Genomic DNA, 26,795 nt, shown 5'->3' on the forward strand with positions numbered 1-26,795 from the left:
GGCGACGCGGCTTCAAGCGTGCGTCGTCCCGGACTTGCTCCGGGACCGCAGACCGTGAACAGCCCACCTGACCGCGCGCGCTGCAAGGCCGCGCCTAAAGACAGCCACCGGTCCCGGATCAAGTCCGGGACGACGTATTTACTGCGCGGGCTTGGCCGCCTCGCCCTGCTGCTGGGCCGCCTGGGCCTGAGCCTGCATCTGCGCCATCATCGCCTGGATTTCCTCAGGCGTCTTGAAGTCGAGCAGGTCGATCTCGAAGACCAGCGTGGAATTCGCCGGGATCGGGCCGGATGCTTCGGGACCGTAGCCCAGTTCGGGCGGAATGGTCAGGCGATAACGCCCGCCACGCTCCATCTGGAGCAACCCTTGCGCAAAGCCGGGGACGACTTCGTCCAGCGCCATCGGCATCTGCTCGTTCTGGTCGAACACGGTGCCGTCCTGCAGCATGCCCTTGTAGTTGATGAGCACATAGCCATGCTCGGGCGGCTTGCCGCCGGTCCCGGCCTTGATCGCCTCGACCTTTACCTGCGGAGCCGCAGGCGTCGCCGCCGGAACGGCAGCTTGGGCGAACACCGCCGAGGGCGCTGCCACGAGGAGCAGCGCCGCGATCGCTGACTTCACTGCGCCGGAACCGGAGCCGGAGCAGCCGCACCCGGAGGCATCGCGCCCGGGGCACCCGGAGCACCAGCGCCGCCCTGCATCTGCTGAAGCTGCTGCAGGATCTGCTGCTGCTGGCGGATTTCGGCAAGGCTCTTGTAGTCGATCAGCTCGACTTCGAACTTGAGGTCGGCGTTCGCGGGGATCGGCGAACCGGCGGGCGGGTTGGCGCCGTAGGCCAGCTCGGCGGGGATCGTGACGTCGTACTTGCCGCCGCGCTGCATCTTCATCAGCGCCTTGGAGAAGCCGGGCACGAACTGCGCGACAGGGTTGGGGTAGTTCTTGTTCTCGTCGAACACCTTGCCGTCGGTCAACATGCCCTTGTAATTGATGAGCACGACGTCTTCCATCGTCGGCGGGGCGCCGGTGCCGGCGGTCAGCGTCTTGACGGTGGGCGCGGGCGGCAGCGCGGCATAGGCCACACCGGCCGAGGCCAGAGCGATCGCGACGACACCGATCCAGATCTTGGAAACAGCGCCCTTTTCGATCGGCTGCAGCGCAACGCGGGTGATCTCTGTCATCGTCTGTGGCCCTCGTATTCTTTTGAAGCGCCCGGGCTGGCATCCCTTGCAGATGCACCAAGGGCGCGGAATGGTGATTCCGCGCCCTCATGGCTCAACCCGGCGCGGCATTCAAGCCGCTGATCCAGATTTAAAGATGCCCTGCGCAAAAGCGCAGGAAAGCTCTTACTTCGAGCCGTCGCGCTCGGCGCGCTTGCGCTCAAGCTTGCGAGCGCGGCGAACGGCGGCAGCCTTTTCGCGAGCGCGCTTTTCCGACGGCTTCTCGAAGTGACGGCGCAGCTTCATCTCACGATACACGCCTTCACGCTGCAGCTTCTTCTTGAGCGCACGAAGAGCCTGATCGACGTTGTTGTCGCGGACGAGAATCTGCATAAACCGAAACACCTCACAAAACAGACGAAGCCGCCACGCATCCGGTTCGGCGCGGCGTGCTGCGAATCTAGAGCCAATAAAAGGCCGCCGCCGGACTCGGAGGCAGCTGATTGAGCGGCCCGTTAGCAAAGTGACGGCTCGAAGACAAGACCAATCACCCGCAAAGCCTGCAGCTTGCCGCAATGCATCTCCTTAGCTATATATCTGGCTAAGGAGCATCACGATGACTCAGGTTTCCGTCCACGAGGCCAAGACCAACCTATCCCGCCTGATCGTCAGCGTGCTGGCGGGCGAAGAAGTGGTGATCGCACGCGGCAACGTTCCTGCCGTGCGTCTGGTCCCGATAAATCCGATCGGCGAACGCAAGTTCGGCGCGCTCAAGGGCGCGATCAGCGTGGACGATGCCTTCTTCGAGCCACTTCCCGCTGATGAACTCGGCGCCTGGAACCTCGATTGAGGCTGCTGCTCGACACGCACACACTGATCTGGTGGCTGGCGGGCGACGATCATCTGTCGGTTCGCGCCCGCGAGGCGATCGCCGATACCACCAACACTGTAGCCATCAGCGCGGCTTCCGCGATGGAGATCGCCACCAAGCACCGGATCGGCAAGCTGGACGGCGCGGCCGTGCTCGCGCGGGATTTCGAAAGCATCATCGCGGCGCAAGGGTTCGACGAACTGGCGATCAGCATCACGCATGCCCGCCTCGCCGGGCAGATGAACATCGCTCACAAGGACCCGTTCGACCGCCTGCTGATTGCACAGGCGCAGGCCGAAGACATGGTGCTCATTTCCTACGAAGCGCTGTTCGACGGATTTGCAGTGCAGCGGCTCTGGTAGGGCGGATTGGAATTCCGGCGATTCGCGGCTAAGGCGGCGCCATGCCCCAATCTTCCTTTATACTGGCCTCTCTTTATGTGGCCCTCGGCGGCGCGTTCGGCTCGTGGCTGCGCTTCCTCGTCGGGCGCGGCTGGACCGCTGCGCTCGGCCCGGTGCGCGCGGGCGTCTTTCCTTATGGCACGCTGACCGTCAATGTCGTGGGAAGCCTGCTGATGGGACTGGTGACCGGCTGGTTCGCCCGTCATGGCAATACCGGCGAAGGCACCCGCCTGTTCGTCACCGTGGGCGTGCTCGGCGGCTTCACGACGTTCTCGTCGATGAGCCTCGATTTCGCCACCTTGATCCAGCGGGGCGAGATCGCCACCGCTGCCTTTTATACCGCCCTGTCACTGCTCGCCGGATTCGGCGGCCTGTTCCTCGGCCTTTTTGTTATGCGGAGCGTGGCATGAGCAATATCGATATCGTCCGCCAATTCACCGTCGGTCAGGATGACGACGGCGTCCGCCTCGACCGCTGGTTCAAGCGGCACTTGCCCAAGGTGGGCTTCGCGATGGTCTCGCGCTGGGCGCGCACCGGCCAGATTCGCGTCGACGGCAAGCGCGCCGACGTCGACACCCGGCTGGAAGCGGGCCAGACCCTGCGCGTGCCGCCCGGCGGCGAGCAGAAGGCTTCGGCGAGCGGCGAACGCCCGCGCCGCGAATTGACCGAGGCGGAGATCGAACTCGCCGATTCGATGGTGCTGACGCAGGACCGCGCCGCGATCGTGCTCAACAAGCCGCCGGGCCTCGCCACGCAGGGCGGCTCGGGCATGAAGGAGCACGTCGACGGCCTGCTCGACGCCTATGTCGAGAAAGGCCCGCGCCCGCGCCTCGTCCACCGACTCGACAAGGACACCTCGGGCGTCCTGCTGATCGCCCGCACCCCGGGCAGCGCGGCGTTCTTCTCGAAGCGGTTCTCCGGCCGCACCGCCAAGAAGATCTACTGGGCGCTGGTGGTCGGCGTGCCGAGCATCAACGACGGCATGATCGAACTGCCGCTCGCCAAGCAGCCGGGCACCGGCGGCGAGAAGATGCACGTGGACGAGAAGGAAGGCCAGACCGCCCGCACCCGCTACCGCGTGATCGACCGCGCCGGCAACCGCGCCGCCTGGGTCGAGCTTCACCCGCTGACCGGCCGCACCCACCAGCTGCGCGTCCACATGGCGGCGATCGGCCACCCGATCGTCGGCGACGGCAAATACGGCGGCCAGGAGGCATTCCTGACCGGATCGATCAGCCGCAAGATGCACCTCCACGCACGCCGCCTCTTGATCGAGCACCCGGACGGCGCCCCGCTGGACGTCACCGCCCCTCTCCCTGAGCACTTCGCCAATTCGCTGGAGCAGCTGGGCTTCGTCGAATCGGAAGGCGACACCGAGATCGAGGCTCCGGCCGAGTTCACCAAGGAAGACCAGAAGAAGGCCGCCAAGCAGCACGCCAAGGAATACCGCAAGGAACGCCGGGGCGAGCGCCGCAAGCGCAGCGATGGCCCCGGCTCGGGCCAGACGCGGCTGAGCAAGCCCGGCAGCAAGCCCGGCGGAAAGGCGCCCGGAAAGCCTGCGGGCAAGTCGTTCGGGAAGCCGGGCGGCAAGCCCGCACGTCCCGGTGGCAAGCCTTCCGGTCCGCGCACGGGCGCAGCGCGCTCCGGCCCCAAGCCCGGCGGCGCGCCGCGAGGCAGGTCCCGGTGAAACTGGCGGTCTTCGACTGCGACGGCACCCTCGTCGATGGGCAGGCGCCGATCTGCGAGGCGATGGAGGCGGCCTTCGCCGCCTTCTCGCTGCCTTCACCGACGCGCGGGAGCATCCGGCGTGCGGTCGGGCTTTCGCTGCCTCAGGCGATCCGCCAGTTGCTGCCCGATTCGGACGCCGAGCAGCAACACGCCATGGCCGAGGCCTACAAGCTCTCGTTCCGCACCGCGCGCGAACAGGGCCGTGTCGCCCAGCCGCTGTTCCCGGGGATCGAGGACACCTTGCGCGCCCTTCATGCGAATGGCTGGACGCTGGGCGTCGCCACCGGCATGTCGGATCGCGGCCTCGGCTTCTGCCTTGAGGCGAACGGCATCGCCGACCTCTTCGTGACGCTCCAGACCGCCGACCGTCATCCCTCCAAGCCCCACCCCGCGATGCTGGAAGAGGCTTTGTTCGAAGCGGGCGCGCAGGCGTCGGAAGCCGTGATGATCGGCGACACGGCCTACGACATGCAGATGGCGACGTCCGCGCAAGTCCGCGCGGTCGGCGTGGATTGGGGCTATCACCACCCGCGCGAACTGTCCGAAGCGGGCGCCGAAATGGTCGCCGAGACCCCGGCGCAGTTGCTGGAGCACTTGCTCAGGTGAGCCAGCCGAAACCCGATCGCGATCCCGCAGCGCTGCGCTTCGCGATCATCAATATCGTGCGCATCGCCGGTGTCGCTTTCGTCGTGCTCGGCCTGCTGATGACGCAAGGCCGTATCTTTCCCGGCGCACCGGCATGGGTCGCCTACCTCCTCCTCGCCAACGGGCTGATCGACGCCTTCGTCCTGCCCGCGATTCTCATCAGAAAGTGGCGCACACCCAAATGAAGCGTTTCTACAAGGAAGCGACCGCCGAGCAGACCGAAAACGGCCCAGAAGACTCGGGCTGGCGCGCGGTCCTCGACGGCCGCCCAATCCGCACCGCAGGCGGTCGCCCGCAAGTCGTGCCGACGCAGGCGCTGGCGCAGGCGCTGGCCGCCGAATGGGCCAGACAGGGCGAGGAGATCGACACCGCGACCTTCCACTACCGCGACCTTGCCGACTTCGCGATCGACGCCGTCGCGCCCGCGCGCGGCACCGTCATCGCCGAACTGCTGCCTTACGCCGAGACCGACACCCTGTGCTACCGCGCCGACCCGGACGAGGCGCTCTACAAGCGGCAGATGGAAATGTGGGAACCCGTGCTCTCATCCGCAGAGGCGCGGCTTGGCGTCACTTTCACACGCATCTCCGGCATCATCCACAAGCCGCAGCCGGGACCGACGCTGGCGTGTCTGCGCAGCGAACTGGACGCCTGCAGCGATTTCGAACTGGCCGCGCTCAAGATGCTGTCGAGCCTCTCCGCCTCGCTGGTCATCGCGCTGGAGGCGATCCGTCCCGGCGCCGATGCCGAAGCCTTGTGGAAGGCCGCCGAACTGGAGGCCGACTGGCAGGTCGAACTCTGGGGCGAGGACTGGGAAGCCACCGAACGCCGCGCCGCCCGGTTCGAGGCGTTCAGGCTGGCGATCGCACTGGCCACACTCTCCCGCTGAAACGGAAAAGACCCGCCGCGGCGAGAGCCGGGCGGGTCTTTTGGCAAGAGCGGACGCCTACGGCGCCCGCCCCATGTCCTGAGATCAGAACTTGGCGCCCAGCGCGACGAGCGCGTTGTGGCGGCTGAAATCGCTTTCGTAGTTCGAGTAACGGTACTCGGCCTTAACGAAAAGGCGGTCCGACAAGTCGTACTGAGCGCCTGCGCCGAGACGGAAGCCGTCGCCATTGGCGCCTTCACCGTAGCTGTCGACACCATCGGTGTAAGTCACGCGCAGGCGGGCGTTGGTGTAGCCGCCGAGCACGTAAATCTTGCTGCGCTCACCGACCTGGGTGCCGAGGCGCACGACAGCGGCGAGATCGCGGCCGGTCTTGATGCAGAGACGCTCGGCACCGGCCGACGCGCATTCCTTGGTGGTGCTGTCGGCGGCAGTGCCCTGGATGCCGACGAACAGGCCGTTCGACAGGGGAATGTCGTAGCCGGCGCTGATGCCGTAGGTGACGCCTTCGTCCGATTCGCCACCGACCGAGATCGAGTCGAGACCGGTTTCCACCTGCACGAAAGCCTGTGCCTGGGCGGCGGCCGGAACGGCGAACAGCGCGGCGGCAACGGCCACCGGGACGAACTTCTTCATGGTATGCTCCTGCAATATTCTTGTCGCACCCGCACCGTTACCGGCAGCAGGGAGGCGCCCCTTAGCGGGAGCGAAATTGCCGTCAAACCAAAGAGTTGTTTCTGGATTGTCATCAAAGCGTCACTGTTGCCGGCAAGCAACAGAAACAAATGTCGAGAAACGGTATTTTCAACCGTTTCCCGTCAATTCATTCGTTTGCCGTGATTTAAGCGCGATATGCGAACGAAAACTTTTTACGTTCGTCTCTTTTATATCGCGAAGGCGCTTCCCATGGACTTTTTAAATTAATCCTGGCCCTTGGCGAAACTCCGCCTGCGCTCCACGCAGCGAGGCGGTCAACCCTTGACCCAGTCCGCCACCTGCCGCGCGACGTCGTTCGCCGCCTGGTTGAGCGCTGCGCCCACCGGCTTGGCCTTGGCCTCCACGCCGTTCACCACGGCCTCGAAGCGCTTCGTCTGCAGCGGGCCGCCGCCGCGCTCCGAGCGCACCGCATCGAAGCGTACCACGACGGCGCTGCGCTGCGCGTCATAACCCATCTGCAGCAGGCGGCCGCCGATGAGCGTCTTGCCGGTGACCTCGAAGTCGCCGCCCTCGACCACCAGCTGGCCGGTGCGGGCGCGCAGTGTTTCCGCCAGCAGGGAGCGGAACTGGCGCGTCGGTTTTTCCACCCACAGCGCTTCCTTGAGATAGGCGACGCTGGATGCATTGACCGTCACCGGCACGCGCAACACGTCGAGGCCGCGATCGGCCTCCGGGTCGAGCACGACAATGGCGTCGCTGAGCGTCCCGGTGGTGGTGGTGCCTACAGGGGCGCTTTCCTGCGGGGTCAACTTCAACAGGTCGTCCGGCGGATCGCTGCCGAGGCTGACGCAGCCGGCGACGGAGAAAGCGGCGACAGCTGCGAGCAGCCCGCAAGCCAGCCTTTTCGTATAGTGGCGGTTCATCGCGATACCCCTCACGGCTTATAGTCGGGCAGTTTCTGCCCCTTGAGCAGCGCTCCGGCGCCCTGCTCGTCGATCTTCTCGGTCAGGCTGCGCAGCGCCTTGCTGGTGGCGCGCAGATCGCGGATCGCGCTCTCGGCGGCGGGCAGGGTCTGCTCGGACACCTGATCCAGGGCGGGTTGCGCGTGAGCCATCGTCTTGTCGAGCTGGTCCATCGACTTCTGCGCCGAAGCCAGCGTCTTGCGCAGCTGGTCGGCCAGCGAACTGCCCTCGTCGCCCAGCAGGTTGTCAGCCTTGTGCGCCACGCCTTCAAACGCGGCGAGGGTGCGCGTCGCCTGCTGCAGGGAGCCCTGCAGTTCGCTCATCGTCGCGCGCAGCTGTGGTGTCGCCTGCGACAGGTCCTTGGTCATCTTGTCGGTATTGGCGAGGATGCCGGTGATCGACTTGCGGTTTTCCGCGCTCATCAGCTGGTTGAGGTTCTCGGTCAGCGTGGCGAGGCGTTCCATCAGCAGCGGCGCGTTGGTCAGCAGCTCACCGAAGCCGCCGCGCTTGGTCGGGATGACCGGCACACCTTCCGGCCCCGGCTCGGTCAGCAGCGGCGCGCCCTTGACGGCGCCTTCCAGCTGGATGTCGGAAACGCCGGTGAAGCTGCCCTGGATGGTCGCGGTGGTGCCCACGGTGATCGGCACCTTCTCATCGACCTTGACGCGCACGCGCACGAAGCTGGGATCCTGCGGCCACAGCTCGATCTGCGTGACCTGCCCCGAAGGCACGCCCGCATAGCCGACTTCCGACCCCTTGGCCAAGCCGTCGACCGACTGCTTGAAGAAGATGTCGTATTCGTTCTGGGCGCCTTCGTTGAGCCGCGCGATCCAGATGACGAACGCCGCGAGCGCCGCCAGCAGGACGAGCGTGACGACTCCGACCCAGACGTGATTGGCTTTGGTTTCCATCGCCTGCGCCCCTATGCCTCCGACTTCTTGCTGTCCGTGTCGGACGGCGAACTAGCTTGAACCGCCTCGGCGGCCCCATGTTCCGATTTCATGTGTTCCGGCAATGCCTGTTCGGACATCGGCGGATCGTCCTTCGCGGCAAGCGCCGCACGACCACGCGGGCCGTTGAAGTATTCCTGAATCCACGGATGGTCGAGCGCCAGCAGTTCCGGGATCGTCCCCACCGCGATGACCTTCTTGTCGGCCAGCACCGCCACGCGGTCGCAGATGGCGTAGAGCGTGTCGAGATCGTGGGTGATGAGGAAGACGGTGAGCCCCAGCGTTTCCTTCAGCTCGCGCGTCAGGCTGTCGAAGGCGGCAGCGCCGATCGGGTCGAGGCCCGCGGTCGGCTCGTCGAGGAACAGCAGTTCGGGATCGAGCGCGAGCGCACGGGCAAGCCCGGCGCGCTTCTTCATGCCGCCCGAAAGCTCGCTCGGGAACTTGAACGCGGCGTTTTCCGGGAGCCCCGAAAGGCGCACCTTGAAGCGGGCGATCTCGGCCCGCAAGCTGTCGGTGATCTCGGGAAAGAACTGCTTGAGCGGGACTTCGACGTTCTCGCCCACGGTCAGGGTCGAGAACAGCGCGCCGCCCTGGAACAGCACACCCCAGCGCGAGCGCAAGTCGATATCCTCGTCCTCGGTCGCCTCGCCCATCTTGTGGCCGAGCACGGTGATGCTGCCCTCGGCCGGCTGCTGCAGCCCGATGATCGAGCGCATCAGCACCGACTTGCCGGTGCCCGAACCGCCGACGACGCCCAGGATCTCGCCCTTGCGGACCTTGAGGTCGAGGTCCTCGTGGATCACGTGCTCACCGAAGGCGCTGCGCAGCCCTTCGACGAGGATCGGGTACTCGCCCTGATAATCGTCCGAGAGGTCCGTCATGCCCAACCGATTTTCGTGAAGAAGATGGCGAAGAAGGCGTCGAGCACGATCACCGTGAAGATCGCGGTGACCACCGCCTGCGTCGTGCGCGCGCCGACTTCCTCGGCGTTGGCGGTCACCTGCATGCCCTGGTAGCACCCCGCGAGCGCCACGATCAGCGCGAAGACCGGCGCCTTGATGAGGCCGATGTAGACGTCGGTGATCGGCACCACTTCCTGCGTGCGCTGCAGGAAAGTCCAGAACGGAATGTCGAGCGCAAGGCCGCCGATCGTCGCGCCGCCGATGATCGCAAGGACCGAGCTGTAAAAGCCCAGCAGCGGCATCATCAGCATCGAGGCGAGCACGCGCGGCACCACCAGCGCCTGCACCGGCGAAACGCCGATGGTGCGCATCGCGTCCACTTCTTCGGTCAGCTTCATCGTGCCGATCTGCGCGGCGAAGGCCGATCCCGAACGACCCGCGACCATGATCGAGGTCATCAGGATGCCCAGTTCGCGCATCGACAGGCGGCCGGTCAGGTTGATCGTATAGAACTCCGCGCCGAACTGCGCGAGCTGCACCGCGCCCTGCTGCGCGATGACGATGCCGATGAGGAAGCTCATCAGCCCGATGATCCACAGCGAGTTGATGCCCACATACTGCATGTGGAACACCAGCGCCGTGCCGCGCAGCTTCGACGGGCGGCGTATCACCGCGCCGAGGGCGAGGATCAGTTCGCCCAGGAAGTCGAGCACTTTGACGATGCCCCGCCCCCAGTTCGCCATCAGATCGCCGAGTTCGTCCAACTGGCGGGTGATGAAGGACAGCTTGGGTTCCGGCTCGGCCTCATGCTCGTGCATGTTGCCAATGGCGGCGAAGAGGCGGCGCGCCTGCTCGTTCTCTCCGGTGATCTCCAGCCCGCGCTGGTTGGCATAGTGCGTGACCAGCCATGCGCCAGTGGTGTCGATATCGGTGACGCCGGACATGTCCACGCGGGTGAAATTCCCGCTCAGGCCATGCAGCTTGGCGTCGAGATTGCCCAGCGAATGGACGCAAAGCGGTCCCTTCAGCGCCAGGACATGGTCGGCGCCTTGGTCGTTTTCCGACAGGGTGAATTCAGCCCATTCCCGCATGTTCGCTCGCTTTGGGGGAAAAACCATGGACCGGCAAGATGTTCCATGGTGGCGACGAGATGTGTCAGTTCGATTTCTGCGAAGGGTTCGCACGCGAATGCGGCAATCGCGTGGCAATGCGACCTTGCGCCAAAACCGTCGCTTTGGCATGGCCCCAGCCATGACCGAAATCGTTTCCGAACCCGCTCTCGACAAGACTTTCGACCCCGCCGGGATCGAGGCCAAGTGGTACGCCCACTGGGAACAGAACAACCTGTTCCGCCCCGAGCGCCCCGACGCCGCGCCCTTCACCATCGTCAATCCGCCGCCGAACGTGACGGGCTCGCTGCACATCGGCCACGCGCTCGACAACACGCTGCAGGACGTGGTGATCCGTTACGAGCGCCTGCGCGGCAAGGACGCGCTGTGGGTGGTCGGCACCGACCATGCGGGCATCGCCACGCAGATGGTGGTCGAACGCCAGATGGAACAGCGCCAGGACAAGCGCACCAACTACACGCGCGAAGCCTTCATCGAGAAGGTCTGGGAATGGAAGGCCGAAAGCGGCGGCACTATCACCGGCCAGCTGCGCCGCCTCGGCTGCTCGATGGACTGGAGCCGCGAGCAGTTCACCATGGACCCGCACTTCACCAAGGCCGTGGTCAAGGTCTTCGTCGACCTGCACAAGCAGGGCCTGATCTACCGCGACAAGCGGCTGGTGAACTGGGACCCCAAGCTCAAGACCGCGATCAGCGACCTTGAGGTCGAGACGCGCGAGATCCAGGGCCACTTCTGGCACTTCAACTATCCGCTCTCGGACGGTTCGGGCCATATCGAGGTCGCCACCACGCGCCCCGAGACGATGCTGGCCGACATGGCGGTCGCGGTGAACCCCGCCGACGAGCGCTACAAGCCGCTGCTGGAGCGCGGGGCCACCGTCACCCTGCCGATCACCGGCCGCGAGATCCCCATCGTCGCGGACGAGCACGCCGACCCGGAACTGGGCTCGGGCGCGGTGAAGATCACCCCGGGGCATGACTTCAACGACTTCGAAGTCGGCAAGCGCGCCGGGATCGAAGCGCGCGACATGCTCAACATGCTCGATGCCGAGGCGAAGGTCTGCCAGACGGCGGACGGCCTGATCCCGCACCACTTCCTCGGCATGGACCGCTTCGACGCCCGCGCCGCCGTGGTCGAAGCGATGAAGGAACTGGGCCTCCTGATCCCGCACGTCACCAAGGACAAGGAAGGCAACGAAGTCGAGCACGACGCCGAGCCGCGCACCATCGCTACGCCCTACGGCGACCGCGGCGGCGTGGTGATCGAGCCTTGGCTGACCGACCAGTGGTACGTCGATGCCGCCACCCTCGCCATTCCGCCGATGGAAGCGGTGCGCAACGGCTCGATCGAGATCGTCCCGAAGTCGTGGGAGAAGACCTTCTTCAACTGGATGGAGAACATCCAACCGTGGTGCGTCAGCCGCCAGCTGTGGTGGGGTCACCGCATCCCCGCGTGGTACTCCGAAGACGGCGAGATCTTCGTCGCCGAGACCGAGGAAGAGGCACAGGCCCTCGCCGGCAACAAGGCGCTGACCCGCGACAACGACGTGCTCGACACGTGGTTCTCCTCGGCGCTGTGGCCATTCGCGACGCTGGGCTGGCCCGATCAGGATTCGGCGCTGCTCAAGAAGCACTACCCCAATGACCTGCTCGTCTCGGGCTTCGACATCCTGTTCTTCTGGGATGCGCGCATGGCGATGCAGGGCATCCACTTCATGAAGGAAGTGCCGTGGAAGCGGCTCTACCTCCATGGCCTCGTGCGCGCAGCCGACGGGCAGAAGATGTCCAAGTCCAAGGGCAACGTCGTCGATCCGCTGGGCCTCATCGACCAGTACGGCGCCGACGCGCTGCGCTTCTTCATGACCGCCATGGAAAGCCAGGGCCGCGACGTGAAGATGGATGAGAAGCGCGTCGAGGGCTATCGCAACTTCGCCACCAAGCTGTGGAACGCCGCGCGCTTCTGCCAGTCCAACGGCATCGTCGGCAGCACTTCGGTAGCCGCGCCGAAGGCGACCTCGGCGGTCAACCGCTGGATCATCGGTGAAGTCGTGGAAACCGTCGCCGCGCTCGACAAGGCGATGGCCGACCTGCGCTTCGACGCCGCCGCCAACGCGATCTACCACTTCGTCTGGAACCAGTTCTGCGACTGGTACATCGAACTCATCAAGGGTTCGTTCGACGAGGAGACGAAGGCCGTCGCCGGCTGGGTGCTCGACCAGATCCTCGTCATGCTGCACCCCTTCATGCCCTTCGTCACCGAGGAGCTGTGGAGCAAGACCGGCACCCGCGAGGCCGAACTGATCGTCGCCGCATGGCCTGCGCCCGAGGCTGCGGTGGACGCCGAAGCCAAGGCCGAGGTCGAATGGCTGATCGCGCTGGTCGGCAACCTGCGCGGCGCCAAGGCCGAGCTGGGCATCTCGCCCGGCGCGCGCCTGACCGCGTACCTCGCCGATCCTTCTGACGCGACCCGCGCCGTGATCGAGCGCAACCCGGCGGTGGTGGACCGCCTCGCCCGCCTCGACGGCATCCGCTTCGAAGCGGCGCCTGCCGGTGCGGCGATGCAGGTGGGCGCAGGCGACGCGATGCTGGCGATCCCGCTCGAAGGCGTGATCGACATCGCCGCCGAGAAGGCCCGTCTGGAAAAGGCCCACGCCGCCTCGATCAAGGAGCGGGATTCGCTGGGCAAGCGCCTCGACAACCCGGCCTTCGCGCAGAAGGCCAAGCCCGAGGCGGTCGAGAAGGCCCGCGCCGACCACGCCGCGCACTCGGCCGAGGCAGAGCGTCTGGCGGCGGCACTGGCGCGGCTGGGCTGAATCCTCCCCCATCGGGGGAGGGGGACCATGCGAAGCATGGTGGAGGGGCACCCTCGGTTCGCGTGATGTCTGCAGGCAGGCGTCACGTAAGCCGCCTGTGCCCCTCCACCACCCTGCGGGTGGTCCCCCTCCCCGTACCGGGGAGGATGCGCTGTCCTACAGCGGCGGCCTCTGCCATGATCGCGCCATGTCCGCTTCTCCCCAAGGTTACACATGCACGTCGCGCAAGGTGACACTTCTCGTGCTGCAAGGTGACACTTTTTCACCGCAAGGTGACAGGTTTCGCCCACAAGGTGACACTTTCACCGCCAAATCGGCCCAAGGTGACACCTTTTCCCTCTGGACCGTGTAAACCGTGTAAACCTGCGTCACCTTACGACACTGAAACCATGACCCTGACCCTAGCCACCACCACCCCCGGCCAGCCGGAAATCTTCGCCTCGCTGCAGGGCGAAGGCCCCTCGATGGGCCGACCGAGCACCTTCGTGCGCCTCTCGCGCTGCAACCTCGCGTGCCAGTGGTGCGACACCGCCTACACCTGGCGCTTCACCGGCGACAACCGCTTCCACCGCGACGACCTCGCCTTCGAGCGGCGCGAGAATCAGGTGACGATGGAGGAAGCCGACCTCGCGCAGGCCGTGGCCGACCTCGTGCCCGACCGCCTCGTCATCACCGGCGGTGAGCCGTTGCTGCAGGGCGCCGCGCTCGCCCGCATGGTCAAGGCGCTCGACGAAATCCGCCCCGGCATGCACGTCGAGGTCGAGACGAACTCCACCGTCGCGCCGCACCCCGCGCTCGACGCGCGGATCGACCAGTACAACGTCAGCCCCAAGCTGGCGCACAGCGGCAACCCCGATACCCTCGCGCTGCTGCCCGAACGCCTCGCCGCCTGGGCCGCCGAACCGCGAGCCTTCTTCAAGTTCGTGGTCGCCACCCGCGACGACCTCGACGAAGTCATGGCCCTGCAACAGACTTACGCCATCCCCGGCGCCCGCCTGTTCCTGATGCCCGAAGGCCGCTCCAGCGATGTCATCCGGGAACGGTCGGGCTGGCTGGCGGATTTCTGCTCGCAGCATGGCTTGCGGTTCACGGACCGCTTGCACATCCATCTTTGGGGCGACACGAGAGGCACATGAACGAAGCATCGCCCATCCCGCTGTGCGAGGACAGCTCGACCGCCGACACTCCGCAGGTCGAAGCGCCCGCGCGCCCGGCGATGCGCGGCGATCTCACCAAAGGCCCGATCCTGAAGACGCTGCTGTTCTTCTCGATCCCGATGCTGCTGTCCAACGTGCTGCAGACGCTGAACGGTTCGGTCAACGCGATCTGGGTGGGCCGCCTGCTGGGCGAGAGCGCGCTGGCGGCGACGGCCAACGCCAACATCGTGATGTTCCTCGTCTTCGCCGCCGTCTTCGGCTTCGGCATGGCGACGACGGTGCGCGTGGGCCAGCATTTCGGCGCGCGTGACATCGTCGCGGCGCGGCGCACGTTCGGCACCGGCGTCGGCTTCTGCATCCTGATCTCGATCGCGACCGGCGTGATCGGCTGGTTCGGTGCGGGAGCACTGCTCGACAAGCTCGGCACACCGGCCGCCAGCCGCGCCGATGCGCTCGCTTACCTGCAGGTGATCTTCGTGACGATCCCGCTGGCGAGCGTGAACATGATCGTCTCGATGGGCATGCGCGGCGTCGGCGATTCCAAGACGCCGCTCTACGCCATGATCCTGGCGGTGGTGCTGGACATCGTGTTCAACCCGCTGCTGATCATCGGTGTCGGCCCGCTGCCGACCTTGGGCGTCGCAGGGTCGGCCATCGCCACCGCCATCGCCAACACCGCAGGCATGGTGCTGCAGATCTGGGTGATCTACCGCAAGGACCTGCCGCTGCGCCTGCGCGGCCCCGAACTCGGCTATCTCACCCCGCGCGGAGAGGACCTTCGCTATGTGCTGGCCAAGGGTCTGCCGATGGGCGCGCAGATGCTGATCGTGTCCTCGGCAGGCCTCATCATGGTGAGCCTCGTCAACCGCGAGGGGCTGGACGCGGCGGCCGCCTACGGCGCTTCGCTGCAACTGTGGAACTACCTGCAGATGCCCGCCTTCGCGATCGGCTCGGCCGTCAGCGCGATGGTCGCGCAGTCGCTGGGCGCCGGGGACCATGGCCGCGTCAGCAAGGTGACGCTGACCGGCATGGGCACCAACCTCGTCATGTCGACCGCCGTGGCCGCGCTGATCGTCGGATTCGACCGACCGCTGCTGGCACTGTTCCTCGGCGGCCAGAGCCCCGCCCTGCCCATCGCCGAGCATATCCAGGTGGTCTGCACCGCCTCGTTCGTGATCGTGTCGATCACCATGATCCTGACCGGCACGATGCGCGCGTACGGCGCCGTGGTAGCGCCGCTGGTACTGCTGTTCCTCGGTCTCTATCCGGGGCGCCTCGGCTTCTATGCGCTGGCCCGCCCGTTCATCGGCAGCGAGGCGGTATGGTGGGCCTATCCGGTTGGGTCATCGCTGACGGTGATCCTGACGCTGGCCTACTACAGCACAGGCCGGTGGCGCAGGGCCTTCAAGGGCTAGCTCAACGCCCCTGCGCCCTCCAGCGCTGGACGGTACGCAGGACCATCTCCTCCTCGCCGCCGCTGCGGTTCCACAGCTGCGTGAACGATGGGTCCGCCGAAGCCGGCCGTTTGTTCTCCTCGAGGTCGTCGAACGAAACGCGCATCGGGATCGCCACGCCCTCGCCGCAGACGATGCACTCGCGGTTGCGCAGCGCCGGGATCGAATCGAGGAACCCGCGTGCACCCTCGGGCATGGCGGCGCGCACGAAGGCCTGGTCGCGCTCGTTGTTCAGGCGCATCGAGATGATCGTGCCGCACTGCGACAGCACGCCCTCGGCCAGATCGGACGGCCGCTGCGTGATGAGGCCCAGCGAAATGCCGTACTTGCGCCCCTCCTTGGCGATGCGCGAGAGGATGCGGCCCACCGAGGAACCGTCGGCATTCCGCTCGTTCGGAACGTAGCGATGCGCTTCCTCGCAGACGAGCAGGATCGGCCGCGTCTCCTCCTCGCGCGCCCAGACGGCGAAGTCGAAGACCATGCGGCTGAGCACCGCGACGACGGTGGAGGTGATCTCCGTCGGCACGCCGGAAACGTCGATGATCGAAATCGGCCGCCCGCGCGACGGCAGGCGGAACAGCTTGGAAATGAAGTCCGCCATCACGTCGCCCACCAGCATGCCGGAGAACATGAACTGATAGCGCGGGTCGGACTTCATCTCGTCCAGCTTGTTGCGGATGCGCAGGTACGGCGCGCTGGTATGGCCCTTGTCAAGCTTGCCCATCGCGTTGTTCAGGATATTGCCGAGGTCCGACAGCAGGTAGGGAATCGGCGAATCCACCGTGATCTTGCCCATCTGCTCGGCCAGCCGATTCTTCGAGCGCGCCTCCAGCAGCGCCTTGCCGAGGATTTCGGCGTCAAGCTGGCGCTCGTCTCCGCGAGAGGTCAGCAGAATCTCGCAGTGCTCCTCGAAGTTCATCAGCCAGTAGGGCATCTGCAGGTTCGAGACGTCGAGGATCACGCCGGTATCGCGGAACGCTGCCGCATATTCGCCGTGCGGATCGACCATGATGATATGGCCTTCGGGCGCATGCTCGCAGATGCGGTGGAGGATCAGCGCGGCGCTGGTCGACTTGCCGGTGCCGGTCGAGCCGAGCAGCGCGAAGTGCTTGCCCAGCAGCGCATCGACGTAAAGCCCCGCGCGAATGTCGCGGGTGGGATAGACGTTGCCGACCTGGATCGCCGAGCGTCCGTCGCTGGCGTAGATCTGCCGAAGGTCGTCGCTGGTCGCCGGGTAGACCAGCGCGCCCGGGATCGGGAAGCGCGTGACGCCCCGCCGGAACCCGTGGATGCGGCCGGTATGGCGCTCCTCTAGACCCTCGCCGAGAAAATCGACTTCGGACAACACGCCCGCCACGCGGCCGTCCTGCTTCTGGTTACGGACGCTGGCCAGCAGCCAGCCGGTGCCGACGCGAATCTTGACCTGGCTGCTCACCTGCCCGGACATCGCCACCGAGGGATCATCCGCGGCGGTTATCTCGTTCAGGCGCTCGAGATCGAAGGCGATGCGGCTGCCCGCGCCGCTCACGTCGAGGACGACGCCGATCGGCTCGAGCCCAGGCGCGACGGCCGGCTCCGCATCGGTCCGGGGGTCTTGAAATCTGTCGAGACCGTCGAGATGCATCCGCTTCGTCAACCCATCGCATTTGTATGGCAACCGATTGCGGTGGCTACCAGCGACGAGGTTAATTTCCGCCTAAAAACGGCATCGTATATCAGATCAGCGCGAAAAGACGCCCGGCCAGCCAGCCCATCGCCACCGAAACGAATACCGCCAGCAGGCCATAAGCGAAGCCGTAATCCTCCGCGAAATTGGCGATGGCGCGCTCGATACCGAGCTTGCGCACCTCGACCTGGCTGCTCGCCGACGCGACTACCCGGCCCTTGGAAATGGCGAAAGTTTCTGCGGTATAGATGCCCGTCGGCACGCGCGAGGGCAGTTCGATCCGGGCCTGGTAAAGCACCTGCTCCTTGACCGTGACGCCGCCCTCCTCCTCGCGGTAGAGCCCGATCCGGCGGTTGAGATCGACCAGCCCCGAGGAGAAACGCGCCTGTTCGTCGGGATCGATCGCGCCGATCGGCGACAGCTGAAGCCACTTGAGCCCAAGCTCATAGATCGCCGCCGTCTTGTCGTCGACGATGTCAGCGATCGGCCGGCTCGAGGCGATGGCGTAGTAACTCGGCGCGCTGCGCAGTTCGGTGCTGGCGGCGTTGATCCAGACGCCCGCGACCTTCTGCTTTTCGCGCAGGACGATGGACTGGGTCGGCCCCTTGAGCACGACGACGATGTCGTAGTCCTGCGCCGCGCGCGAGCCCTCGGGCGTCAACACAGCGCCGAAGAGCAGCAGTTCGGTGCCGGTGAAGCCCTGTTGCAGATCGACTTCGTGCTGCGAGACTTCGGGTACGAGGATCGGGTCGCGCGCACCGGTCAGCGCGACAAGCGCCAGCAGTGCGAGCCACACCCTCACAGCGGCGCAACCGTGTAGATCTCGTCAGGCCGATAGCCGAGGCCCAGCGCCATGCGCCCGGCGACCAGCAGCACGATGACGGCGAGGATAAGGCGCAGTTTCACCGGGCTGGCCTTCTGCGCGAACTGCGCGCCGACCTGAGCGCCCGACACCGAGCCCAGCAGCAGCAGCGAGGCCAGCACGATATCGACGGCGTGAGTGGTCAGCGCGTGCATCATCGTCGTCGCCATCGTCACGAAGAGGATCTGGAACAGTGAGGTGCCGACGACGACATTGGCGCTCATGCCGAGAATATAGAGCATCGCCGGGACCAGCACGAAGCCGCCGCCGATGCCCATCAGCATGGTCAGGATGCCGGTCCCGATCCCCAGCAGCAGCGGCGCCAGCGGCGAGATGTAGAGGCCCGAGCGGTAGAACCGCCAGCGCATCGGCAGGCTGGCGACCATCGGGTGATGGCGGCGCTTCCTGGCGGCGATGGGAATCCCGGTCCGCTCGGCGCGGATCGACTGGATACTCTCCTTGGCCATCAAGCCGCCGATCGAGCCGAGCAGCACGACGTAGAGGATGTTGATGACCGTATCGATCTGGCCCAACTGCTCGAGCAGGTTGAACAACAGCGAGCCGAGCCCGGTGCCCATGATGCCGCCGGCTACCATGACCGCGCCCATCTGGTAATCCACGCCGCCCCGCCGGGTATGCGCGAAGACGCCCGAGACGCTGGCGCCGGTCACCTGGCTGGCTGCCGATGCTGCAGCGACCGTAGGCGGGATACCGTAGAAGATCATCAACGGCGTCGTCAGGAACCCGCCGCCCACGCCGAACATGCCCGACAGCACGCCGGTCAGCGCCCCCAGCGCGACGATGATGAGGCCGTTGACCGAAAGGTTGGCGATGGGGAGGTAGACGTCCATTGCCCCCACTCGCTACCGCAGCATGGCGTCGCGGAAAAGGCGCGTTTCAGAATCCTGCGGATAGCGTGAGGGCGGGGCCGGAGCCGGGCACGGCGTCACCGGCAAGGCGGAAGCGCCAGTCCACCGCGACCCGCCCATCGATGCCGCGCCCGAGCGGCATCGCAACCGAGGCGGTCGGTCCCGCATCGAGCCGCGCCGCGCCCTTCTGCGCTCCGCCCCAAAGCCCTCCACCGATCCGCACGTCCGCTGCCCGCACAGTCAGCAATCCCCGATCCGCGCGGAACTGACCGTCAGCGAACATTGTCGCGTAGCGCCCGGCGACATATCCTGCCTGCGCGTAGGCCTCTCCTCGGAAGCCGGCGAGCAGCGGGAATAGCGGCAATTCGGTGATCGCCATCGCTGCGCCCTGTATCCGGCGCTGCCCCATCTGGTCGGTCATCCGCCCCTCCAGCGCCGCGACGACAGGCAACGCAGTGATCGGCCGGGCCGACAAACCAACTGCCGCCGTGGTTTCTCGGATTTGCCCGGTCGTCGAGGTGCTTCGCAAGTAGACCGTCGGCCGATGCCTACTGGCCAATGCCAGCCGGTAGCGCAGCACTCCGCCCGCCTGACTAGCGCCGTAAATCCCGGGAATCGCCCCAGGCGAAGCTGGAGCACCGGAACTGTCCCGTCGCATCAGCGCCCATGCGTCCATCGACCAGCGGCGCGGCCGCCAAGGCACGATCGGCAGCCCGGTCGGCTGAGGTGCGGCGACCGTCCCGGGCACGTCGGGTGCGTAGAAACGCGGCAAGGGCTGCAAGGCGCCAAAGTCCTCGCGCAAGTGCGGCATGATCGACAGAGCGGAAATGCCGGACGACACCGCAGGCGCGGCCGGCGCGGAATAGGTCATGACATAACGCACCGCAGGCCGGCCAACGCCAAAATCGGGCGCAATGTCATAGGCTCTAGGATCATCGCCGGCATAGCTCGGAAGGGACTGGAGCCCTAAGCCGACTTCACTACCCGCAACGACGGCTGGCGCGGCCTTTGAGACCAGCGGTTCCCATGTCGCAGCGCGCCCTCCAACCCAGCCCCCCAACAAGGCCAGCAGGGCCAGAAGTGGATGCCCGCGTGAAATCGCTCCGCCGCTCACGACGCAGCCAGCCTTGAACGGGTCGGCGCCAACTCAAGCAGTGTCGGGTGCCCTACGTGCTCGGTCTTCTCCCAACGTACGGGATTTCCCCTCAAGGTCATCACATAGCTGAAGAGCGCGCGGCGGCCCGCCAGAATGGCGATTGCATTGGCAACGACGATACGCGGAATCGCGCCAAGCCCCTCGACCAGCCCGTATTCGCTTGCGGTGAAGAAGCACCGCAAACCGCTTCGCCAGACGAAACTCGCCAGGCAGATGGCCAACAGCGCCTGCAGCAAAGGCGAAAGCTCCGTGCCTTGTACGAGTCCTTCACGTTCGGCCAGTTTCAATGCCGCCTCGATCAGCAGCAACCCATAACCGCACGCGAGGATCAGAGCCGTGAGCGGGCCACGCCGGTCCCTAAGTGCCATCCACTGGTCGATAACTCCGCTGCCCCAACCAAGCCGGTCCCACCCCTGGAACGAAATCCCGTGAATCCACCGCGATTTCTGACGCACAGCGTCGGCGAGCTTTGATGGGAAGTAGGCCCGCGTCGCGACCAATCCGCCAGTCTCGTCACGAACCCTCAAGAAGCGCGAAGTTCCGCCTTCCCGCTGCACCAGCAGCCCGAGCTCGTAGTCTTCGGTAAGGCACTCGGCCGCGAACGGGCCGCCGTCGCGACCGCGACGAAGCGCAATGCGCGCGATCATATCGCGCGAAAAACCACACGCTACGCCTGCCGCCGGCATCGCTGCTCCCAGCGCATCGCGAACGACCATGGCCTTGCCGTGCGACTCGGCGAACTCATCGGCATAGTGCGCCGCGATCCATGGCGAGGCTGGCTGCAGTTCGGGGCGCACGGGAAGCTGCGCGAAGTCTGCCCGGCGCAGCGCCCGGTCGATCACGGCGAGTTCCGCCGGATGCACCATGTCCTCCGCGTCGTGGAGCACGACGGATCGATAGCGCCAGCCATAGCGAAGCTCGTCAGCGCAGAGCGCGGCGTAAATTCGATTGAGGCAATCCGCCTTGGTAGTCGGCCCTGGGCAGTCGCCTATCACCGTACGAACCCGCAAGTCACCGCCTGCCGCAGCGGCGACCGCCGCGATCGTGTCCGGATCGTTGCAATAGCAGCCGAGGTACAGTGTGAACTCGTCCTGCCGCCAATTGGCCAGCGCATGGCGAACCGTGTGCCCAATTACTTCTGCTTCCTGCCAGGCAGCGATCAACACGGCGGCGCGTCCGGAGAGCGGTGCGGTGGCTTCTGCCTGCGTGATGCGCGAATCCGGCGAGCGTCCCGTCAACCGAAGTCCGATCCACAACGCGTCGATCATGAATTCGTCCAAGGCGCCAAGGACAAGCCAGAATGCCACGAACAGCAGCAATTCCTGCTCGAACGCCTGCACATGGGCGACGATATCAATGAGCGCCTGCGATCCCCGCACTTCGTCCCCCAGCCACGGCCAGTGGTCGATCATCCCCTACGATCGACCACTGGGCGCAGATTATCGGCAGGGACGCTCTCTTCGCAAACGCGAAGGCACGCCGTTTCAGAAAGTTAACGGCGTCTTGACGATACTTACCAGGATCCGACGTTGGGCATGCTCGCCCACGGCTCGGCAGGTTCGAGATGACCATCCTGCAGCAGTTCGATGGAAATGCCGTCCGGCGTGCGCACGAAGGCCATGTGGCCATCGCGCGGCGGGCGGTTGATGGTCACGCCGCCGTCCTGCAACCGCTGGCAGGTCTCGTAGATATCGGACACCTGAAACGCGAGGTGACCGAAATTGCGACCGCCGGGGTAAGCCTCAGCCGATCCATCCTCTGCAGGCCAGTTGTAGGTCAGTTCGACCTCTGCCTCTTCCTGCCCCGGCGCGGCAAGATAGATCAGCGTGAAACGACCTTGTTCGCTGGAGAACCGGCGCGTTTCCTTGAGCCCGACGAGTTCGAAGAAGCGGATCGTCTCATCCGGATCGGTCACGCGGATCATGGTGTGAAGGTAGCGGGTCATGGGATGGCTTTCTTCATTTCATCGACACTGTGGAACAATTCATCGCACATACAGCCGCCAGCCTGCATGACGCGGCGACGATCAGGGAGAGAGCGATGAGCGAAGATAGTTCCGCCGAAAGTCAGCACAAGGGCATTGCCCGCCTCGGAGGTATAACCGGTCGATGGCTGGCGAGCGCCACGATCCTGGCGGTGGGCATCGTCATCGGCGGCTTCGCATTGGGTGACGGCATCAAGCGGGCGCAGCGCGCGGACCGTGCGGTCACCGTCAAGGGCCTCGCCGAACGTGACGTCACCGCCGATCTCGCCACCTGGACCATCAGCTATTCCGCGACCGCACCCGATCTTGCCACCGCACAGGCGAGCGTGGACCGCGACACCGTCCAGATCCGCGCATTCTTCCGCGAACTCGGATTCCCGGCCGAGGCGCTCCAGCCAACCGGCGTCAACGTCAACCAGACCAAGGACAATGGCGTCGTCAGTTTCACCGTGCGCCAGCGGGTGAGCCTGCGCACCACTGACATAAAGCGCGCGCAGAATGCCGTGCGCCGCCAGTTCGACCTCGTGCGGCGCGGCGTGATGCTCGAGGAAGGTTCGGGCATGGCGTATACCTTCACCCGGCTCAACGGCATCAAGCCGGAGATGGTCGCCGCCGCGACCCGGGATGCGCGCTCGGCCGCCGAACAGTTCGCCAAGGACAGCGGCGCCGAAGTCGGCGCGATCAAGAATGCCGCTCAAGGCTACTTTTCGATCGAGGCGCGGGACGGCGATTCGGGCGGTAGCTGGGGACAGTCCGACACGCCTTACAAGAAGGTGCGCGTCGTCACGACGATCGACTTCTACCTGAAATGAGGAAGCCCGTCCGGATCGTTCCGGACGGGCTTCGTCCTGCTATGCGTTGACGATCAGAACGCTGCGGTGAGCGTCGCGACCACAGTGTCGTCGGTATAGCTGTCGATGCTCGGACCGCTGACGCCGACGTAGGACAGGCTCACCGAAAGCGGGCCGTAAACGGTCGCCGAAGCGCCGATCGACCAGTCGATGCCGGTCTTGTCGGCGTTGCAGTAGTAGCACGGAGCCAGCGCGCCGTCGGTGTAGCCGAGGTGACCCGAGACCGTCAGCGGCGTGTTCGGAATACCGATATCGACGTTGGAATAGACGTAGAGATTGTCATGCTTGGCCGTGCCCGCGAAGTTCGGCAGTGCCGTCTGCTTCCAGGCGTAGTTGGCGCCGACCTTCACCTTGGCCGGGCCGACCTGACCGGAGACCGAGGCATAGGGCTCGAAGAACTCCGCGGTGCCGACGTGGCCGTTCGGATAGGCGTAGTAGAGCAGACCCGCATCGAGCGTCAGGCCAGGCGTCACTTCGCCGGTCCAGCCGCCGAAGATGTCGAGTTCGGTGCTGCCGTAAGTGGAGCCCAGGTCGATCGAAGAGCCCCAGGTTGCGATGTAGAAGCCGCTGGCGTGCGAAACGGTGATGCCGCCCTGGATCGCAATGTCGCCGGCCGACTGCGAGACGCCGCGGAAGCGGTAGTCGCTGGTCAGAGCCGCGCTGCCGGTGATGGTGATTTCCTTGGGCGCCTCGGCGTCCTGCGCAAATGCCGGAGTTGCGGAAAGCGCAGTGCCCGCAAGGAGAGAGGCGGCGACAACGCCGCGGACGGACAAGAGCATGGTGTTTCCCTCACAAATTTATTGTCTTTGATGCCTCGTCCCACCTGCGTCCGCTGCATGGAGTCTCGTTCCGGATCTCCCTTGCGACGGCACAATATTGCTGCACTGCAGCTAGAAGACGCACAAGAAAAATTTCAATACAGCAACATTCAAGAAACGATGTGTGGATTTTTTGCCACTGCACCCTCTGGTGTTTCCTACGGGTTGTGCGGGGGAGCGGGGCAGTTTATACTGCAGCGCAATAAATGCTGAACACGATACGAAAGCTCATGGGCCGGGCCGACCAACGGCGAGCCCCTTGGATCCCTTCCGGTGAACGGGTTTACGCCGTGGGCGATATCCATGGCCGTGCCGATCTTTTCGAGCATCTCATCCACACGATCGAGCAGGATGATGCGGCGCGCGGACGTGCGCATACGACCGTCGTTCTCCTGGGTGACCTAATTGATCGGGGCGACGACAGTGCCGGGGTCGTAGCCCGCGCGCGCCAGTGGGGCCGCGAGCGTGAGGTGGAGTTCATCCAGGGCAATCACGAGGAAATGCTGCTGGTTGCCAGCAAGGATGCCGAGGCCATGCGCGGTTTCCTCAAGTTCGGCGGGCTGGAGACGATCCTGTCCTACGGTATCGACAAGGACACACTGCTCGCAGCCGATGCCGAAGAGATGCAGCGCCTGATGAACGAGGCGATTCCGCAGGACGACTTCGACTTCCTCGACAGCTTCAAGAAGATGCACCGCGTAGGAGACTACGTGTTCGTCCATGCAGGTGTCCGCCCCGATACACCGCTCGAACACCAGCTCGGCCGCGACTGCCGCTGGATTCGCGAGCCTTTCCTGAGCCATCGCGGCGATTTCGGGGCGTTCGTGGTGCATGGGCATACGATCACGCCTGAACCGGACGAGCGCGGCAACCGCATCGGCATCGACACCGGCGCATTCCTTCACGGCACGCTGACTGCCCTCGGCCTGCAAGGAACCGACCGCTGGTTCCTGACCGCGAGCGACAATGCCGCCGGCTGCAGCGAAGCGGCCTGAATAGCCGGAATTTCAAGGCCCTGAATGCGCCGGGGAGCCTGTAAGCCGGGTTCTGTTCCTGACGTGGTCTCCCAAAGAGAGGGACCTTACGCCGCGGCGGCAGCCATTCCTCTAGGCGAGACATCGCTGCCTCGCTCAAGCGACCAACCCGGGCTGCCTGGGTTCGAAACGAACCCGCCGATCTCCCCCGCTTTCGCGAGACGCCGGCGCGCAGCCCCTATTCGGTCTTGCTCCGGGTGGGGTTTACCAAGCCGCTTACCGTTACCGGCAGCGCGGTGCGCTCTTACCGCACCCTTTCACCCTTACCTGCTTTCCGAGGAAAACATCGGCGGTTTGCTCTCTGTGGCACTTTCCCTAGGCTTCGGACGGTCTGAAAACCGCCCTCGCCCGGCAGGCGTTACCTGCCACCCTTGTTTCGTGGAGCCCGGACTTTCCTCGCGGTCATCCAAGTTTCCTTGGCGACCCCGCGGCTGCCCGGCTCCCCGGCGCGGGCGGTCACCTAGCACGGCCGGTATCGCGTTCCAACAGGAGTTCGAACAGGATGCCGCCGATTTCTCCATCGATCTCGCCATCCATGAAGATCGGCCGCCAGCGGCGCTGAAACGCGGTGACGGCGGCCCGCCCGTCGGTGATGTCGTAGCCGAACCGCTCCAGCGCCAGATAAAAGGCGCCGGGGTTGTCGTAGAACAGGTTCATCTTCGCCTGGGGAATCTCCAGCGCAAGGCCGAGTTCGCCAAGGCGGTTCCAGTCGAAGTATTCGCCCGGGTCCTGCTTGCGGGCAGGCGCGATATCGGAGTGCGCGACCACGTTGGCCCGGGGAATGTCGTGCCGGTCCATGATATCCGCCAGCAGCGGCAGCAACGCGTCCATCTGCGGTTCGGGAAACGGACGATAGCCCCATTCATGTCCGGGATTGACCAGTTCGATGCCGATACTGGCCGAATTCACGTCTGTCTCACCGCGCCAGTAGGAACGGCCCGCGTGCCAGGCCCGCTTGTCCTCAGGAACGAGTGAGGTGATCATCCCCTCCTCGTCGATCATATAGTGGGCAGAGACTTCGGCGGCCGGATCGCACATCCGCTCCAGCGCCTCCTCGGCCGACTTCATGCCGGTATAGTGCAGCACGACCATAGTGATCGGCAGCTTGCGCTCGTTCCAGTTGGGGGAGGCGACGGTGCGATTGACGAGCCAACGGTTCATCTTCGTCGCGCCTCCTTCCCGTCAGGCCCTTGGCAGCATCGCGCCAAGCACCAGCGCATCGTCCGCCAGCGCAAACTGAAGCTTGCCCTTCAATTCCACGGCCAACTGGCGCAACATCGCCGCAGGCGCGGTACGGCTCGAAAGCTCACCTTCCGGCAGAGCGCCTTCAAGCGCGGCGCCGACCGAACGGTCGAAAGCGATACGCGGACCGGCAGCACGCACCACCAGTTCGCTGTGATTGTCGCGATACTCGGCCGCGATTTCCAGCGTACCGCCGCGCGGCAGTGCCTCGAGACCAATCAGTGCGAAGTTGAGCAGCGTTTTGATCGCCGCCTTCGGCAGCGAATCGCTCGGCAGTGCCCAGGCCAGCGTGACGCGCGGATTGTTCGCCACCAGCGCATCGACGAGAACCTTGGCCTCGCTCACCGCCACCATCTCGCCGAAGCCGCCCGCCGCACCGAAGGCCAGGCGGAAGAACTTGAGCTTGTCGGTGGAAATCCTCGCGCTCTGGTCAAGAAGTTCGAAGCAGCGCTGGCGCATCTCCGGGTCTTTCTCGTCCGCGAGCAGTTCAAGGCCATTGGTCAGCGCGCCGACCGGGCTGAGCATGTCATGGCAAAGGCGCGAACACAGGAGGCTGGCAAGTTCGATCGAACTCGTGGTCATGGGCTTGGACTGCTCTTTC

29 protein-coding genes and 1 other RNA gene are annotated in these 26,795 nt (G+C 65.4%); 12 read left to right on the forward strand and 18 right to left on the reverse strand.

Annotation, left to right across the window (positions count from 1 at the left end; translation table 11 throughout):
- Positions 1-138 precede the first annotated feature (138 nt).
- From BES08_RS08370 to rpsU, 3 genes are all read right to left on the reverse strand, one after another.
- Positions 139-621 carry an FKBP-type peptidyl-prolyl cis-trans isomerase gene (locus tag BES08_RS08370; protein ID WP_069708079.1) on the reverse strand — a complete coding sequence of 161 codons (483 nt, stop codon included), beginning with the start codon at positions 619-621 and terminating at the stop codon, positions 139-141.
- Complete coding sequence (locus tag BES08_RS08375) at positions 618-1,178, reverse strand: FKBP-type peptidyl-prolyl cis-trans isomerase (RefSeq protein WP_069708080.1); 561 nt, start codon at positions 1,176-1,178, stop codon at positions 618-620. The genes BES08_RS08370 and BES08_RS08375 overlap by 4 nt, the downstream gene beginning before the upstream one ends.
- A gap of 165 nt (positions 1,179-1,343) precedes the next feature.
- Positions 1,344-1,550, reverse strand: a complete 207-nt coding sequence (gene rpsU / locus BES08_RS08380; RefSeq protein WP_008832565.1) for a 30S ribosomal protein S21 — start codon at positions 1,548-1,550, stop codon at positions 1,344-1,346.
- A 223-nt stretch (positions 1,551-1,773) separates the two neighbouring features.
- On the opposite strand from rpsU, the gene BES08_RS08385 reads away from it, so the two are divergent.
- Genes BES08_RS08385 through BES08_RS08415 form a run of 7 tightly spaced genes read left to right on the forward strand, consistent with a single transcriptional unit; the run spans position 1,774 to position 5,691 of the window.
- A complete protein-coding gene (locus BES08_RS08385) occupies positions 1,774-2,007 on the forward strand; it encodes a type II toxin-antitoxin system Phd/YefM family antitoxin (protein WP_008832566.1) in 234 nt (77 codons plus the stop codon).
- Entirely contained in the window at positions 2,004-2,390 is a 387-nt protein-coding gene (locus BES08_RS08390; RefSeq protein WP_069708081.1) for a type II toxin-antitoxin system VapC family toxin, read from the forward strand. Before BES08_RS08385 ends, BES08_RS08390 begins: the two co-directional genes overlap by 4 nt.
- Positions 2,391-2,431: 41 nt before the next feature.
- On the forward strand, positions 2,432-2,839 hold the full coding sequence (crcB, locus tag BES08_RS08395) for a fluoride efflux transporter CrcB (protein WP_069708082.1): 408 nt from the start codon (positions 2,432-2,434) through the stop codon (positions 2,837-2,839).
- Positions 2,836-4,116, forward strand: coding sequence for an RluA family pseudouridine synthase (locus BES08_RS08400; protein WP_069708083.1), 1,281 nt, complete (start codon positions 2,836-2,838; stop codon positions 4,114-4,116). The genes crcB and BES08_RS08400 overlap by 4 nt, the downstream gene beginning before the upstream one ends.
- Positions 4,113-4,763: an HAD-IA family hydrolase gene (locus tag BES08_RS08405; RefSeq protein ID WP_008832570.1), complete on the forward strand. Its 651-nt coding sequence runs from the start codon at positions 4,113-4,115 to the stop codon at positions 4,761-4,763. The genes BES08_RS08400 and BES08_RS08405 overlap by 4 nt, the downstream gene beginning before the upstream one ends.
- A complete protein-coding gene (locus BES08_RS08410) occupies positions 4,760-4,987 on the forward strand; it encodes a hypothetical protein (RefSeq protein ID WP_008832571.1) in 228 nt (75 codons plus the stop codon). The genes BES08_RS08405 and BES08_RS08410 overlap by 4 nt, the downstream gene beginning before the upstream one ends.
- A complete protein-coding gene (locus tag BES08_RS08415; protein ID WP_069708084.1) occupies positions 4,984-5,691 on the forward strand; it encodes an ATP12 family chaperone protein in 708 nt (235 codons plus the stop codon). Before BES08_RS08410 ends, BES08_RS08415 begins: the two co-directional genes overlap by 4 nt.
- An 84-nt stretch (positions 5,692-5,775) precedes the next feature.
- On the opposite strand, the gene BES08_RS08420 is transcribed toward BES08_RS08415, so the two are convergent.
- The 5 genes from BES08_RS08420 to BES08_RS08440 all read right to left on the reverse strand — a co-directional run bounded on the left by BES08_RS08420 (position 5,776) and on the right by BES08_RS08440 (position 10,250).
- A complete protein-coding gene (locus tag BES08_RS08420) occupies positions 5,776-6,324 on the reverse strand; it encodes an outer membrane protein (RefSeq protein WP_069708085.1) in 549 nt (182 codons plus the stop codon).
- 335 nt (positions 6,325-6,659) lie between these two features.
- Positions 6,660-7,268 carry an ABC-type transport auxiliary lipoprotein family protein gene (locus BES08_RS08425; protein ID WP_036523664.1) on the reverse strand — a complete coding sequence of 203 codons (609 nt, stop codon included), beginning with the start codon at positions 7,266-7,268 and terminating at the stop codon, positions 6,660-6,662.
- Positions 7,269-7,279: 11 nt separating this feature from the next.
- On the reverse strand, positions 7,280-8,218 hold the full coding sequence (locus BES08_RS08430) for an MlaD family protein (RefSeq protein ID WP_008832575.1): 939 nt from the start codon (positions 8,216-8,218) through the stop codon (positions 7,280-7,282).
- Positions 8,219-8,229: 11 nt separating this feature from the next.
- Positions 8,230-9,138, reverse strand: coding sequence for an ABC transporter ATP-binding protein (locus BES08_RS08435; protein ID WP_069708086.1), 909 nt, complete (start codon positions 9,136-9,138; stop codon positions 8,230-8,232).
- Positions 9,135-10,250 (reverse strand): ABC transporter permease, encoded by a 1,116-nt coding sequence (locus BES08_RS08440; RefSeq protein ID WP_069708087.1) that lies wholly within the window; start codon positions 10,248-10,250, stop codon positions 9,135-9,137. Before BES08_RS08440 ends, BES08_RS08435 begins: the two co-directional genes overlap by 4 nt.
- A gap of 160 nt (positions 10,251-10,410) precedes the next feature.
- Between BES08_RS08440 and BES08_RS08445 the strand changes: the two genes are divergently transcribed.
- The 3 genes from BES08_RS08445 to BES08_RS08455 all read left to right on the forward strand — a co-directional run bounded on the left by BES08_RS08445 (position 10,411) and on the right by BES08_RS08455 (position 15,673).
- Entirely contained in the window at positions 10,411-13,101 is a 2,691-nt protein-coding gene (locus BES08_RS08445; RefSeq protein WP_069708088.1) for a valine--tRNA ligase, read from the forward strand.
- Positions 13,102-13,490: 389 nt separating this feature from the next.
- Positions 13,491-14,237: a 7-carboxy-7-deazaguanine synthase QueE gene (locus BES08_RS08450; RefSeq protein ID WP_069708089.1), complete on the forward strand. Its 747-nt coding sequence runs from the start codon at positions 13,491-13,493 to the stop codon at positions 14,235-14,237.
- Entirely contained in the window at positions 14,234-15,673 is a 1,440-nt protein-coding gene (locus BES08_RS08455; protein WP_081798900.1) for an MATE family efflux transporter, read from the forward strand. The genes BES08_RS08450 and BES08_RS08455 overlap by 4 nt, the downstream gene beginning before the upstream one ends.
- 1 nt (position 15,674) lies before the next feature.
- Here the strand turns inward: BES08_RS08455 and BES08_RS08460 are convergent, their stop codons facing one another.
- The 6 genes from BES08_RS08460 to BES08_RS08485 all read right to left on the reverse strand — a co-directional run bounded on the left by BES08_RS08460 (position 15,675) and on the right by BES08_RS08485 (position 22,210).
- Positions 15,675-17,336 (reverse strand): ATP-binding protein, encoded by a 1,662-nt coding sequence (locus tag BES08_RS08460; protein WP_069708090.1) that lies wholly within the window; start codon positions 17,334-17,336, stop codon positions 15,675-15,677.
- Positions 17,337-17,427: 91 nt separating this feature from the next.
- Positions 17,428-18,180: a TIGR02186 family protein gene (locus tag BES08_RS08465; protein ID WP_008828323.1), complete on the reverse strand. Its 753-nt coding sequence runs from the start codon at positions 18,178-18,180 to the stop codon at positions 17,428-17,430.
- Entirely contained in the window at positions 18,177-19,091 is a 915-nt protein-coding gene (locus BES08_RS08470; RefSeq protein ID WP_036523649.1) for a sulfite exporter TauE/SafE family protein, read from the reverse strand. Before BES08_RS08470 ends, BES08_RS08465 begins: the two co-directional genes overlap by 4 nt.
- A gap of 46 nt (positions 19,092-19,137) precedes the next feature.
- The gene (locus BES08_RS08475) at positions 19,138-19,980 is read right to left on the reverse strand and encodes a hypothetical protein (protein ID WP_231958206.1); all 843 of its coding nucleotides are present in this window, start codon (positions 19,978-19,980) and stop codon (positions 19,138-19,140) included.
- Positions 19,981-20,219: 239 nt separating this feature from the next.
- The gene (locus BES08_RS08480; RefSeq protein WP_069708092.1) at positions 20,220-21,677 is read right to left on the reverse strand and encodes a glycosyl transferase family protein; all 1,458 of its coding nucleotides are present in this window, start codon (positions 21,675-21,677) and stop codon (positions 20,220-20,222) included.
- Positions 21,678-21,778: 101 nt separating this feature from the next.
- A complete protein-coding gene (locus BES08_RS08485; protein WP_008828327.1) occupies positions 21,779-22,210 on the reverse strand; it encodes a VOC family protein in 432 nt (143 codons plus the stop codon).
- A gap of 95 nt (positions 22,211-22,305) precedes the next feature.
- Here BES08_RS08485 and BES08_RS08490 point away from each other — a divergent pair, with 95 nt between their 5' ends.
- Entirely contained in the window at positions 22,306-23,061 is a 756-nt protein-coding gene (locus tag BES08_RS08490; RefSeq protein ID WP_231958207.1) for an SIMPL domain-containing protein, read from the forward strand.
- Between the two features lie 53 nt (positions 23,062-23,114).
- Here BES08_RS08490 and BES08_RS08495 read toward each other — a convergent pair whose 3' ends face one another.
- Positions 23,115-23,879: a TorF family putative porin gene (locus BES08_RS08495; RefSeq protein ID WP_008828329.1), complete on the reverse strand. Its 765-nt coding sequence runs from the start codon at positions 23,877-23,879 to the stop codon at positions 23,115-23,117.
- 245 nt (positions 23,880-24,124) lie between these two features.
- Between BES08_RS08495 and BES08_RS08500 the strand changes: the two genes are divergently transcribed.
- Positions 24,125-24,913: a metallophosphoesterase gene (locus BES08_RS08500; RefSeq protein WP_069708093.1), complete on the forward strand. Its 789-nt coding sequence runs from the start codon at positions 24,125-24,127 to the stop codon at positions 24,911-24,913.
- Between the two features lie 25 nt (positions 24,914-24,938).
- On the opposite strand, the gene rnpB is transcribed toward BES08_RS08500, so the two are convergent.
- The 3 genes from rnpB to BES08_RS08515 form a co-directional block, all read right to left on the reverse strand.
- Positions 24,939-25,399: RNase P RNA component class A (gene rnpB, locus BES08_RS08505), an RNA gene on the reverse strand.
- Between the two features lie 9 nt (positions 25,400-25,408).
- Positions 25,409-26,113, reverse strand: a complete 705-nt coding sequence (locus tag BES08_RS08510) for an N-acetylmuramoyl-L-alanine amidase (protein WP_008828331.1) — start codon at positions 26,111-26,113, stop codon at positions 25,409-25,411.
- A 21-nt stretch (positions 26,114-26,134) separates the two neighbouring features.
- The gene (locus BES08_RS08515) at positions 26,135-26,776 is read right to left on the reverse strand and encodes a histidine phosphotransferase family protein (RefSeq protein WP_008828332.1); all 642 of its coding nucleotides are present in this window, start codon (positions 26,774-26,776) and stop codon (positions 26,135-26,137) included.
- Positions 26,777-26,795 lie beyond the last annotated feature (19 nt).

The sequence above is a fragment of the Novosphingobium resinovorum genome (assembly GCF_001742225.1).
Taxonomy (GTDB): Bacteria; Pseudomonadota; Alphaproteobacteria; order Sphingomonadales; family Sphingomonadaceae; genus Novosphingobium; species Novosphingobium resinovorum_A.